Below are 11,488 nucleotides of genomic sequence, written 5' to 3'. Positions count from 1 at the left end.
AATGGGGCACCATGCTTGCCTCGGCGCGCGAATTCATCCTGCGCGCCTGGTGGGTGGTGACCTTCCCTGGTCTCGCCATCCTGATCACCGTGCTCGCCATCAACCTGGTCGGCGACGGCCTGCGCGACGCTCTCGACCCGAAGCTCAGGAGGTCGTGATGGCTTTGCTCGAAATCCAGAATCTCGTCGTCGAGTTCCAGACCGCGTCGGGTCCGTTCCGCGCCGTCGACGGCGTCTCGCTCCATGTCGACGAGCGCGAAGTGCTTGCCATCGTCGGCGAATCCGGTTCCGGCAAGTCGGTGTCGATGCTGGCGGTCATGGGTCTGCTGCCGTGGACCGCGACCGTCACCGCGGACCGTATGGCCTTCAACGGCCGCGACCTCCTCAAGATCAGCCCGGCCGATCGCCGCAAGATCATCGGCAAGGACATTGCCATGATCTTCCAGGAGCCGATCGCCAGTCTCAATCCCTGCTTCACCGTCGGTTTCCAGATCGAGGAAGTGCTGCGCTTCCACATGGGCATGGACAAGGCCGAGCGCCGGGCGCGCGCCATCGAGCTCTTCAAGCAGGTTGGCATTCCCGAGCCGGCCGACCGGCTCGAATCCTTCCCGCACCAGATGTCGGGCGGCCAGTGCCAGCGCGTCATGATCGCGATGGCAATTGCCTGCAATCCGAAGCTCCTGATCGCCGACGAACCGACCACCGCGCTCGACGTCACCATCCAGAAGCAGATCCTCGATCTGCTGGTCTCGCTGCAGGCCAAGTATGGCATGGGCTTGATCATGATCACCCACAACATGGGCGTGGTCGCCGAAACCGCCGACCGCGTCATCGTCCAGTACAAGGGCCGCAAGATGGAAGAGGCTGACGTGCTGTCGCTGTTCGAGAGCCCGAAGAGCAACTACACGCGCGCGCTGCTCTCCGCGTTGCCGGACAACGCCGTCGGCGACCGGCTGCCGACGGTTTCCGACATGCTGTTCGAGCCTGCGCCCTCGGGAGCCAGCGCATGACCAAGGTCGTCGAAGGCAAGGACATCAAGCGCGACTATCATGTCGGCGGCGGGCTGTTGCGTGGCGCGCGCACCGTGCATGCGGTCAAGGGCGTTTCCTTCAGCGTAGAAAAGGGCAAGACGCTGGCGATCGTCGGCGAGAGTGGCTGCGGCAAGTCCACGCTCGCCCGCATCATCACGCTAATCGATCCGGCGACCTCGGGCGAGCTTTTCATCGACGGCAACAAGGTCGACATCGCCAGGGACGGGCTGACCAAGGAAATGCGCCGCAAGGTGCAGATCGTCTTCCAGAACCCCTACGGATCGCTCAACCCGCGCCAGAAGATCGGCGACGTGCTCGGCGAACCGCTGCTCATCAACACCGACAAGCCGGCCGAAGAACGTCGCGACCTGGCGATGAAGATGCTGAAGAAGGTCGGCCTCGGTCCTGAGCACTACAACCGCTACCCGCACATGTTCTCGGGCGGCCAGCGCCAGCGCATCGCCATCGCCCGCGCCCTGATGCTCAACCCGAGCCTGCTGGTGCTGGACGAGCCTGTCTCGGCGCTTGATCTGTCGGTGCAGGCGCAGGTACTCAACCTGCTTGCCGACCTGCAGGACGAGTTCCAGCTCACCTACGTCTTTATTAGCCACGATCTTTCGGTGGTGCGCTACATCGCCGACGACGTGATGGTGATGTATTTCGGCGAGGCCGTCGAATACGGTCCGCGCGACGAGGTCTTCTCGGACCCCAAGCACAGCTACACCAAGACGCTGTTTGCCGCGACACCGCGCGCCGACATCGCCTCGATCAAGGCCAGGCTGGCAAAGAAGAAGGCGGCCTGACGCTTCGGCGGCGCCAGGCACGGTCCCTTTTCGATCACGACAGCTTGGCGATGATCGCGCGCAGCGCTTCGCCGAAGCGGTGCACTTCCTCGACCGTGTTGTAGTGCACCAGCGAGGCGCGGATCGCGCCGCTGTCCATCGACAGGTTCAGCCGCTTCATCAAGCGCGGCGCGTACATGTGGCCGTCGCGGATGCCGATCTGCATGGCGGCCATCTCCTCGACGATCCTTTGCGGCGAGAGCTTGCCGATGTTGAAGCAGAAGGTCGGAACGCGTTCGTTGATGCGCGCCTCTTCGGCAACGCCGTAGATCGTGGCATTGCAATCCTTCAGCACCTTCAGCATCTCCCGCGCCAGCATCAGTTCGTAGTCGCGGATGGCGTTCATGCCGGCAACGATGTTGTCGCGGCGCGAGCGGTTGTTCTCGGGCAGCAGGTTGCGACCGATCGACTCCAGATAGCGGACAGCGGCATCCATGCCGGAGACGTTCTCGTAGATGAAGGTGCCGGCCTCGACCTTGTAGGGAGGCTCGTCCGGAATGAAGTCCTCGCGGAAGGTGGGCAACCGCTTCAGCGTCTCGAAGCGGCCCCACAGGAAGCCCATATGCGGCGAGAAATTCTTGTAGCCGGAGCAGACGAGATAGTCGCACTCCCATGCCTGCACGTCGATCAGCCCGTGCGGCCCGTAATGCACGCAGTCGAGGAACACTTCGGCGCCGGCCGCATGCGCTATCCTGGCCACGGAAGCGACGTCGACGATCGAGCCGATGGAATGCGCCGTCACCGTGCAGGCGACGAGACGGGTACGGTCAGAGACAAGCGGTTTGAGGTCGTCGACATGCAGGTTGCCGTCCTCGCGCATGCGCCACCATTTGAACTTCGCGCCGGCCTGCTCCAGCGCCAGCCAGGTGGCGATGTTGGCATCGTGGTCCATGTCGGTGACGATGATCTCATCACGTTCCTGAAGCATCTGGCCGACGCCGAGGCTGACCAGGCGGATGAACGAGGTGGCGTTCATGCCGAAGCAGATCTCGGACGGGCTGTAGGCATTGATCAGCAGCGCGACGCTTGTCCGCGCTTCCGCCACCGACTGGTCGACAGTGACGCTGCGGCCATAGCGTCCGCCGCGCTGCACATTGTGGCCGACGAGATGATTGGTCACCGCGTCGAGCACGCTCTGCGGGATCTGCGCGCCGGCGGCATTGTCCAGGAAGATGAAATCACCGGCCTGCCGCAGCGCGGGGAACATGGCGCGGATCTTCTCGACCGGGAACAAAGCGTCCTGCGCTTTCGAAACATGGTGCTGGTTCACGGGAGGTCTCCTTAGTTATTCGTGTCGTTCGAGGGGGGATCAGTGTGCGGAGCGGGCCTTGCCGCGCGCTTCGAGGTAGCCGACCAGACGCACAAGCGGCCACAGGAAGGCGAGGTAGATGATTGCGGCGCCGATAAGTGGCGTGGGATTGGCCATCATCGCCTGCGCGTCCGTCGCCTGCTTCAAGAGGTCCGGCATGGCCACGACCGAGGCGAGCGCAGTGTCCTTGAACACCGAGACGCAGTTGCTGGTCAGCGGCGGGATGACCACGCGGATCGCCTGCGGCAGGACCACCTTGCGCATGGCGACCCAGAACGGCAGGCCGAGCGCTGCCGCCGCCTCGAACTGGCCTTTGGGGATGTTCTCGATGCCGGCGCGACAGACTTCCGCCGTGAAGGCCGCCAGCACCAGCGACAGCGCCAGCGCCGCCGAGACGAAGGACGACAGGCGGATGCCGACGAAGGGCAGGGCGTAGTAGATCAGGATCAGCACCACCAGGATCGGCAGCGCGCGGAAGATGTCGATGTAGAGGACGGCCAGCCGCTGGAACGGCTTCGGCGCGTAGAGCCGCATCAGGCACATTGCCAGCCCGGCAATCGTGCCGAAGGCGATGGCGGCGCAGCCGAGCAGGATGGTGTTGCCGAGCCCGCGAATGAGGATCGGAAACGATCGGACCAGGATGCCCCAGTTGAAGAAAGTATCGATCAATTCCATCGGCGCTCACCGTCTAGGCTATTCGAAGCCCAAGCTTCGCGGACCTGGAGTGGTCGAAGGGGAGGGCGCCAGCTGTGCGGTGCCCTCCCAGTATAATTTGCCGGCTTATTGCGGGATCGGTCCTGGCGTCACCGTGCTCGTGCCGGCTTCCGGATCGACGCCGAACCACTTCTTGTGGATGGCGGCCATGGTGCCGTCCTTCTTCATAGCGGTGATGGCGTCGTTGACCTTCTCGAGCAGCGGATGGCCCTTCTTGGTCATCATCGCGAAGCGCTCGCCGGTCGGGATGCGGACCAGGATCTTCAGCGCTGGCATCTGCTTGATGGCGAACAGGAAGCCAGCGAGCTCGCCGGCGCCGCCGTCGATGCGTCCGTTCTGGACGTCCAGCAGCAGGTCCTGCTGGGCGTTGTAGCTCTTGGTCTCGGCAACACCGAGCTTGGCAGCGTTTTCCTTCATATAGGCCTCGCCCGTCGAGCCGGCGATGACGCCGATGGTCTTCCCCTTCAGGTCGTCGAGCGACTTGATGCTGGAATCGGCCTTGCCGACGATGGTGCCGTCGCTGTCGTAATAGGGCTGCGTGAAGCCCTGGTTCTGCAAGCGCTCCTTGGTGACAGAGATCGAGGACACCGCGAAGTCGATACGGCCTGAAGCGGTCGCCGCGAACAGCGCCTGGAAGCCGAGATCCTGGAATTCGACATCGGCGCCGATGCGCTTGGCGACGTCGTTGGCGACGTCGATCTCAAAGCCCTCGAAGCCGCCGGAATCGGTCTTGTACTCCCACGGCGGATTGGCCGGATAGGCTCCAACCATGATCTTGTCCGCAAAAGCCGGCGCCGCGAAGGCGACGCCCGCGGCGATGACCACCCCAATCAGTCCTAGACGTTTCAACATTTGCTTCCCTCTGGTTTCGGCCACGTCGTCGTGACGCATTTCCCTCTTCCGCTTCTTTCGGCACCCAACTCCCGGGAGCCGCAGGCGAGGCGGTGCCTGCAATCAGGATGCGCGGCGCTGTTGCGAACCGATATGCTTCTTGAGCTGCGCGATAAGCGCGTCGATCGCCGTCTCCGTCGTGACCATTCCCGGCGACAGCCTCAGCGTGGTGCCGCGCGCATCGCAGTAGAGCCTCTCGCTGCGCAGCGCGGCTATGAGCCTTGCCGGCTCGACGCCTTGCGGCAGGCCAAGCATCACGCTTCCGCCGCGCTCCCTGGCGTCGAGCGGCGAGCGAACCGCCCAGCCGTTGTCGAGAGCGGCGACGATGATCCGCTCGACGAGCGCGGCATTCTGCGCGCGGATGGCAGCTACGCCGGTCTCTTCGACCCACTCCAATCCAGGCAGCGAGGCGATGCTCGCCAGGATCGCCGGCGTGCCGTGATCGAAGCGGCGCGCATCGTCCGCGTAAGCGAAGGCGTCGAGATCCCAGGAGAACGGGTTCGGCTGGCTGAACCAGCCGCGCAGTTCCGGACGGCAGGTCGGCAAAAGGTCTGGCGCGACCTGCAGAATGCCGGCGCCGGAGGAGCCGCATAGCCATTTGAGCGAGGTCGAGACGACGAAGTCGACGGGCGTCGCGGTGACCGAAAACGGCGCCACGCCGATGCCCTGTGTGACATCAACCCCGACAATGCTGCCCATGGCGCGGCCATGCGCGGCGAGCCGCTCGATATCGCAGCGATGCGAGGCCGTGGAGGTAACGAAGGTCAGCAGCGCAAGCCCGACATCGTCTTGCCAGTGCGCGATGAAGTCGTCGTCGCGCACCCAGCTTTCGCCGGGCCGCAACGGGACGGTGTCGAGCCTGAAGCGGAAGCGTTCGGCCAGTCCCGCCAGCAGGAAGTGCAGGCTCGGAAAACAGTCGCCGGCGACCAGCAGCCGCTTTCCGGCCAGCCGCTCGGTCGGCAGGCCGCCGATCAGGCTGTAAAGCGCTGTCGTGACGTTTTCAGCCGTGGTGAGCGTGCCCCGCGGAGCCTCGATCAGTTTCGTCCAGGCGTCGATGAAGCGCTGCCGCGCGGCAAGCGCGGCCGGCCACTGGCCGTCGTCCTCGGCCGACCAGATGCCGGAGAATTCCGCCAGCGCGGCGGCCATCCGCTCGGCCTTGCCGGGGAAGGTGCCTATCGAATGATAGAGAAAATAGCCGGACATTCGCTGTCTCTCGCTCCTTTGTGATCATGTGATCACAAAACCGGACAGGGATCAATCGCCGCGGTCGAAGAAATGCGGATCTGCATATCAAAACCCGGTTGTCTTTTTGGTCCAGAAGGCTTGCGACAGCAGCGGCTGTCCGTCGCCTCTGTCAGGACGCCTTGCCGAAAGCGGCGAAATCGACGGGCCTGGGCTCGGGCGTATCCGGGCAGATCGTACGCAGCGTTGCTTGCGTCGTCGTGATGTCGGCCACCACCTCGTCGCGTGCGCGCGCAAAATCCTTGTCCTTGAGCGCCGCGATGATCGCGACATGCCGACCGGATGGCTCCATCCTGCCGGCATGCATCAGCGGCGCGACATGGTTGGATAAAAGCCGCATATAGGGCCCGAACCGCAACCACAGCGTCTCGATGAGCTGGAACAGGACGTCCGATCCGGAGGCGCGGTAGATGGTGAAGTGGAACTGCTGGTTCTGGGCGATCAACTCGTAAACGCTGCCGTCACGACCGACCGCCTGCTGGTCGTCGGTGATCCGCTGCAGGGTTGCGATCTCGGTTGCGGTGAGCCGCGGCCCGCCAAGTTCGGCGGCCAGCCCTTCGACGGCGACCCGGGCGCGGCAGAGGTCATCGAGCCGCGCTTGGGTGACAACGGGCACGCGGGCCGAACCGTTCTGCGAAATCTCCAGCGCATTCTCGGCCGCCAGCCGGCGCAGGGCCTCACGCACCGGCATGTTCGAGGTGCCGAAGGCCTCGGCAAGCGAAGCAATGGTCAGCACCTGCCCGGGGTCGAAGCTTCCGACCATCAAGGCATGGCGAAGCTGCTGGTAGACGCCATCCTGGACGGTTGTGCGTCCCGATACAGGTTCGAAGCCCAGAGCCACGCTTTTGCTTTCCTCAGCCGCAGACTATGCGTATGTGCGAACGCACATGAACAGCCTGCCGATGCAGGCATGATCATCTGATCACAAATCGAGCTAGGAGCCAAGCCGGCACGATGCGGCCGTGTGGCGCCAACTCGAGCATTTACCAAGTCAGTCCGGAATAACCGCAGTGGCCTGGATTTCCACCTTGGCCCGGTCCTCGACCAGCGCCACGACCTGCATCGCCGCCATCGCCGGGAAATGCCGGCCGATGGTGGCGCGATAGGCCTCGCCGATCCCCTTCAAATTGGCGAGATACTCGGCCTTGTCGGTGAAATACCAGGTCATGGAGGTGATGTGCTCAGGCCCGCCTCCGGCTTCGGCGACCACCGCGACGATGTTTGCCAGCGTCTGGCGCACCTGGCCGACAAAGTCATCGGTCTCGAATTGGCATTGCCCGTTCCAGCCGACTTGGCCGCCGACGAACACCAGCCGCCCGCGCGCCGCCACGCCATTGGCGTAGCCTATGGGCTTGGCCCAGCCTTCCGGCTGCAGGATCGTGTGCATGTCTAGGCCTCCCGCTTATAAAGATACGCTTCGCAAGCCATGATCCTACGTCGCTCCCATGACCTGCCGGGCGATCACCACCTTCTGCACGTCGGAAGCGCCTTCGTAGATGCGCAGCGCCCTGATCTCGCGATAGAGGCTTTCGACGACATGGCCCTTGCGCACGCCGTCACCGCCATGCAACTGCACCGCCTTGTCGATCACCTCCTGCGCCTTGTCGGTGGCGAAGAGCTTCGCCATGGCCGCCTCGCGCGTGACGCGGGCGGCGCCCATGTCCTTGGTCCATGCGGCGCGGTAGATGAGCAGGGCGGCGGCATCGACATCGAGCGCCATGTCGGCAATGTGGCCCTGCACCATCTGCAATTCGGCCATCGGCGCGCCGAACAGCTTCCGCTCGGCCACCCGTTTGATGCTTTCGTCGAGCGCGCGCCGCGCAAAGCCAAGAGCCGCGGCACCCACCGTCGAGCGGAAAACGTCGAGAACCGACATGGCGATACGGAAACCGTCGCCGGGCTTGCCGATCAGGGCTGACCCGGGCACGCGAACATTGTCGAAGGAGAGCCGCGCCAGCGGATGCGGGGCAATCACTTCCAGCCGCTCGGCAATGGCCAGGCCCTTGGTGCCGGCAGGCACGACAAAAGCGGAAATCCCCTTGGCGCCGGGCGCCTCGCCGGTGCGGGCGAAGACGACATAGAGATCGGCGATACCGCCGTTGGAAATCCAGGTCTTCTCGCCCGAAAGCACACAGTCCTCGCCGTCGCGGACGGCCGTCATCTCCATGTTGGCGACGTCCGATCCCGAGCGCGGCTCAGACAGCGCGAAGGCCGAGATCGCCTGGCCGGCCCGTGTCTTAGCCAGCCAGCGCTGCTGGTCCGGCGTGCCGAACAGCGAGATCGCGCCGGTGCCCAGCCCCTGCATGGCGAAGGCGAAGTCCGCCAGCCCGTCGTGGCGGGCCAGCGTCTCGCGGGTGATGCAGAGCGTGCGCACGTCGAGCGGCCCTGGATTGGCCAGGTCGAGCGCCGTCGGCTTCAGCCAGCCGTCGCGGCCAAGCATCGCCACCAGTTCACGGCAGGCCGCGTCGACATCGTCGTGGTCGACGGGGAGGTTCTTCTCGCACCAAGCGTCAAGTTTTTCTGCAAGCGCGCGATGGCGGTCTTCGAAGAAGGGCCAATTGAGGAAGGAACGGTCAGGCATCGATGCCTCCGCAGTTCTGCAGGGCTTTCGCCCTACGGCGCCCCCCTCTGTCCTGCCGGACATCTCCCCCTCTAGGGGGGAGATTGGCAGCTTTGCCGCCGGCGCCCTCTCCGAAACGTGGGAGATTGGCGAAAGCAATCGCGGCATCCGATCTCCCCCCTTGAGGGGGAGATGTCCGGCAGGACAGAGGGGGGTGCTGTCCCGCCAACGTCTCGAAGGGAGCGTTCATCCCTAATTCCCCTCGAACACCGGCTTTTCCTTCGCCACGAACGCCTTGTACGCCCGCTCGAAATCGGCGGTCTGCATGCAGATCGCCTGCGCCTGCGCTTCTGCCTCGATCGCCTGGTCCAAGCCCATCGACCATTCCTGGTTGAGCTGCGTCTTGGTGATGCCATGCGCGAAAGTCGGGCCGGAAACGATGCGCGCCGCCATATCGAGCGCGTCGGCTTCCAGCGCGCTTGGCTCGACCAGTCGGTTATAGAACCCCCAGCGCTCGCCTTCCGCCGCGCTCATGGTGCGGCCGGTGTAAAGCAGCTCGGCCGCGCGGCCCTGGCCGATGATGCGCGGCAGGATCGCGCAGGCGCCCATGTCGCAGCCGGCGAGCCCGACGCGGGTGAACAGGAAGGCGGTCTTGGCTTCCGGCGTCGCAATGCGGATGTCGGAGGCCATGGCGATGATGGCGCCGGCCCCGACCGCCACGCCGTCAACGGCGGAAATGATCGGCTTGCCGCAATTGAGCATCGCCTTGACGAAGTCGCCGGTCATGCGGGTGAAGGCGAGCAGCTCCTTTATGTCCATCTTGACCAGCGGCCCGATGATGTCGTGGACATCGCCGCCCGAACAGAAATTGCCGCCATTGGGCAGGAACACGACGGCGTCGACATCGTCGGCATAGACGAGGTCGCGAAACGTATCACGCAGTTCGGCGTAGCTGTCGAAGGTCAGCGGGTTCTTGCGCTCGGGCCGGTCGAGCCGGATCCTTGCGATGCGACCTTCCGTCTCCCAGAGGAAATGCTTCGGCTTCAACCCGGCCATCTTGCTCATTCGCGTCCCTCCCAATTGCTGCGGAACGATTTCAGCATGCCGGTCAGCCGCCGCGCCTCGTCCTCGCTGACAGTGCCGAGCAGCTCACCGATCCAGCCTTCATGCGCTGCGGCGATAGCGGCGAAGGACTGCGAGCCTTCCTCCGTCAGCCGCACCATCGAGGTGCGCCGGTCGCCATTGCGTCTTGCCCGCGTCACCAGTCCTTCCGAAACCAACCGGTCGACGATGCCGGTCACATTGCCGTTCGACACCAGAAGGAAACGCGAAAGGTCGCTCATCAGCATGCCTTCCGGCGACCTGTAGAGCGCCGCCATCACGTCGAAGCGTGGCAGCGTCGTGTCGAATTCCTTCTTCAGCCGCTCGCGCAGCTCGGCCTCGATGGTTCGCGAGGCGCGCAGCAGCCGTATCCACAGCCGCAGCCTGTCCTTGCCCGGCCCGGCGGAGGTCGGTCCCGCTACCATGTCTCGCCTCCCGAAACCGAGATCGCCTGCCCGGTGATCGACCGCGCGGCATCACTGCACAGCCAATGCACAGCTGCCGCGACCTCATCCGGCTGGATGAAGCGTCCTTGCGGGTTCGTCGCGGCAAGGCTTGCACGCGCCTCGTCGGCGGAGCGTCCGGTCTTCTCGACAATGCGGTGGATGGATTCCTCCAGCATGTCGGTCTCCACGAAGCCGGGGCAGACGGCGTTGATCGTCACCCCGGATTTGGCGGTCTCGGCGGCCAGAGCCCGCATCAGCCCGACGACCCCGTGCTTGGCCGCGACATAGGGCGCGACATAGGCGTAGCCCTTCAGCCCGGCGGTCGAGGCGACGAAGACGATGCGCCCTTGCTTGCGCGCCAGCATGCCGGCCAGCGCCGGTTTCACCGTCAGGAATGCGCCGGTGAGGTTGACGTCGAGCGTGCGCTGCCAGCCGGCCAGCGAGGTCTTGTGCGCCGGCGCGCTGCCGGCCATGCCGGCATTGGCGACGACGATGTCGAACGGCCCGCGTGCCGCCTCGGCGCGCTCGTAAAGGGCGGCCATCCCGGCCTCGTCGGTGACATCCGCGGTGACGGCAAAGATATGCCGGCTTTCATTCGCCACTTTGGCAAGTTCCGCTTCGCGCCGACCGCAAATGGTGACGCTGACGTCGGCCCCCGCCAGCGCCAGCGCGATTGCTCGGCCGACGCCGGATCCGCCGCCAGTCACAAGCGCATGCTTGCCGCCGATTGCCTGAGGCGCGCTCATACTTTGAGCCCCGCTGCAGCTTCGCGTTCGGCCAGCCGGTAAATCTGGTCGCGCCCCGGCAGATAGGGATCGGGCCATTTGACGCCCCGGTCGCCGAGCGTCACCGCCGCATGCAGCATCCAGTAAGGGTCGGCAAGATGCGGCCTTGCCAGCGCCACCAGATCGGCGCGCCCGGCCATCAGGATCGAATTGGCGTGGTCTGGCTCGTAGATGTTGCCGACCGCCATCGTCGCCATGCCCACCTCGTTACGGATGCGGTCGGAGAACGGCGTCTGGAACATGCGGCCATAGACCGGCCTTGCGGCGATCGAGGTCTGACCGGCCGAGACGTCGCACAGGTCGACGCCGGCCTCATGCAGCAGTTTCGCGATCTCGACCGCGTCGGACGGCGTGACTCCTTCGATGCCGACCCAGTCATTGGCCGAGATGCGCATCGAGATCGGCTTTTGTGCTGGCCACACGGCGCGCACCGCGCGGAAGATTTCCAGCGGATAGCGCATGCGGTTTTCCAGCGAGCCGCCATATTCGTCCGTGCGCCGGTTGGTCAGCGGTGTGATGAAGGCGGAGAGCAGGTAGCCATGCGCGGCATGGATCTCCAGCATGTCGA

At 64.8% G+C, this 11,488-nt stretch carries 12 protein-coding genes and 2 pseudogenes; 3 read left to right on the top strand and 11 right to left on the bottom strand.

Annotation, left to right across the window (positions count from 1 at the left end):
• The 3 genes and pseudogenes from Q0L57_RS29470 to Q0L57_RS29460 form a co-directional block, all read left to right on the top strand.
• Window positions 1-158, top strand: a pseudogene (locus tag Q0L57_RS29470) (dipeptide ABC transporter permease DppC); the annotation flags it as partial.
• Window positions 158-1,009, top strand: coding sequence for an ABC transporter ATP-binding protein (locus tag Q0L57_RS29465; RefSeq protein WP_296746607.1), 852 nt, complete (start codon window positions 158-160; stop codon window positions 1,007-1,009). The pseudogene Q0L57_RS29470 and the gene Q0L57_RS29465, both read left to right, overlap by 1 nt.
• Window positions 1,006-1,833: a dipeptide ABC transporter ATP-binding protein gene (locus Q0L57_RS29460; RefSeq protein WP_296746606.1), complete on the top strand. Its 828-nt coding sequence runs from the start codon at window positions 1,006-1,008 to the stop codon at window positions 1,831-1,833. The genes Q0L57_RS29465 and Q0L57_RS29460 overlap by 4 nt, the downstream gene beginning before the upstream one ends.
• Window positions 1,834-1,867: 34 nt before the next feature.
• Here the strand turns inward: Q0L57_RS29460 and Q0L57_RS29455 are convergent, their stop codons facing one another.
• From Q0L57_RS29455 to Q0L57_RS29405, 11 genes and pseudogenes are all read right to left on the bottom strand, one after another.
• Window positions 1,868-3,142 carry a cysteine desulfurase-like protein gene (locus Q0L57_RS29455; RefSeq protein ID WP_296746605.1) on the bottom strand — a complete coding sequence of 425 codons (1,275 nt, stop codon included), beginning with the start codon at window positions 3,140-3,142 and terminating at the stop codon, window positions 1,868-1,870.
• Between the two features lie 39 nt (window positions 3,143-3,181).
• Window positions 3,182-3,856, bottom strand: a complete 675-nt coding sequence (locus Q0L57_RS29450) for an amino acid ABC transporter permease (protein ID WP_296746604.1) — start codon at window positions 3,854-3,856, stop codon at window positions 3,182-3,184.
• A gap of 105 nt (window positions 3,857-3,961) precedes the next feature.
• Complete coding sequence (locus tag Q0L57_RS29445; protein ID WP_296746603.1) at window positions 3,962-4,747, bottom strand: ABC transporter substrate-binding protein; 786 nt, start codon at window positions 4,745-4,747, stop codon at window positions 3,962-3,964.
• Window positions 4,748-4,849: 102 nt separating this feature from the next.
• A complete protein-coding gene (locus Q0L57_RS29440; protein WP_296746602.1) occupies window positions 4,850-5,989 on the bottom strand; it encodes an aminotransferase class V-fold PLP-dependent enzyme in 1,140 nt (379 codons plus the stop codon).
• A gap of 151 nt (window positions 5,990-6,140) precedes the next feature.
• On the bottom strand, window positions 6,141-6,869 hold the full coding sequence (locus Q0L57_RS29435) for a GntR family transcriptional regulator (protein WP_296746601.1): 729 nt from the start codon (window positions 6,867-6,869) through the stop codon (window positions 6,141-6,143).
• A gap of 150 nt (window positions 6,870-7,019) precedes the next feature.
• Window positions 7,020-7,415, bottom strand: coding sequence for a RidA family protein (locus tag Q0L57_RS29430; protein ID WP_296746600.1), 396 nt, complete (start codon window positions 7,413-7,415; stop codon window positions 7,020-7,022).
• Window positions 7,416-7,460: 45 nt separating this feature from the next.
• Window positions 7,461-8,609 carry an acyl-CoA dehydrogenase family protein gene (locus Q0L57_RS29425; RefSeq protein WP_296746599.1) on the bottom strand — a complete coding sequence of 383 codons (1,149 nt, stop codon included), beginning with the start codon at window positions 8,607-8,609 and terminating at the stop codon, window positions 7,461-7,463.
• A gap of 231 nt (window positions 8,610-8,840) precedes the next feature.
• Window positions 8,841-9,653 (bottom strand): enoyl-CoA hydratase family protein, encoded by an 813-nt coding sequence (locus Q0L57_RS29420; protein WP_296746598.1) that lies wholly within the window; start codon window positions 9,651-9,653, stop codon window positions 8,841-8,843.
• Window positions 9,650-10,114, bottom strand: coding sequence for a MarR family transcriptional regulator (locus tag Q0L57_RS29415; RefSeq protein WP_296746597.1), 465 nt, complete (start codon window positions 10,112-10,114; stop codon window positions 9,650-9,652). The genes Q0L57_RS29420 and Q0L57_RS29415 overlap by 4 nt, the downstream gene beginning before the upstream one ends.
• Complete coding sequence (locus Q0L57_RS29410; RefSeq protein ID WP_296746596.1) at window positions 10,108-10,881, bottom strand: SDR family NAD(P)-dependent oxidoreductase; 774 nt, start codon at window positions 10,879-10,881, stop codon at window positions 10,108-10,110. The genes Q0L57_RS29415 and Q0L57_RS29410 overlap by 7 nt, the downstream gene beginning before the upstream one ends.
• Window positions 10,878-11,488: pseudogene (locus Q0L57_RS29405) on the bottom strand (bifunctional salicylyl-CoA 5-hydroxylase/oxidoreductase); the annotation flags it as partial. The gene Q0L57_RS29410 and the pseudogene Q0L57_RS29405, both read right to left, overlap by 4 nt.

Origin of the sequence: Mesorhizobium sp. (genome assembly GCF_024509055.1) — a bacterium.
GTDB lineage: Bacteria > Pseudomonadota > Alphaproteobacteria > Rhizobiales > Rhizobiaceae > Mesorhizobium.
Note: the sequence above shows the minus strand (reverse complement) of the source record. Positions and strands in the feature narration are given on the sequence as shown.

Coding starts and splice junctions, on each gene's coding strand:
- Q0L57_RS29465 (WP_296746607.1), top strand. CDS start 158: ATGGCTTTGCTCGAAATCCAGAATCTCGTCGTCGAGTTCCAGACCGCG.
- Q0L57_RS29460 (WP_296746606.1), top strand. CDS start 1,006: ATGACCAAGGTCGTCGAAGGCAAGGACATCAAGCGCGACTATCATGTC.
- Q0L57_RS29450 (WP_296746604.1), bottom strand. CDS start 3,856: ATGGAATTGATCGATACTTTCTTCAACTGGGGCATCCTGGTCCGATCG.
- Q0L57_RS29445 (WP_296746603.1), bottom strand. CDS start 4,747: ATGTTGAAACGTCTAGGACTGATTGGGGTGGTCATCGCCGCGGGCGTC.
- Q0L57_RS29440 (WP_296746602.1), bottom strand. CDS start 5,989: ATGTCCGGCTATTTTCTCTATCATTCGATAGGCACCTTCCCCGGCAAG.
- Q0L57_RS29430 (WP_296746600.1), bottom strand. CDS start 7,415: ATGCACACGATCCTGCAGCCGGAAGGCTGGGCCAAGCCCATAGGCTAC.
- Q0L57_RS29425 (WP_296746599.1), bottom strand. CDS start 8,609: ATGCCTGACCGTTCCTTCCTCAATTGGCCCTTCTTCGAAGACCGCCAT.
- Q0L57_RS29420 (WP_296746598.1), bottom strand. CDS start 9,653: ATGAGCAAGATGGCCGGGTTGAAGCCGAAGCATTTCCTCTGGGAGACG.
- Q0L57_RS29415 (WP_296746597.1), bottom strand. CDS start 10,114: ATGGTAGCGGGACCGACCTCCGCCGGGCCGGGCAAGGACAGGCTGCGG.
- Q0L57_RS29410 (WP_296746596.1), bottom strand. CDS start 10,881: ATGAGCGCGCCTCAGGCAATCGGCGGCAAGCATGCGCTTGTGACTGGC.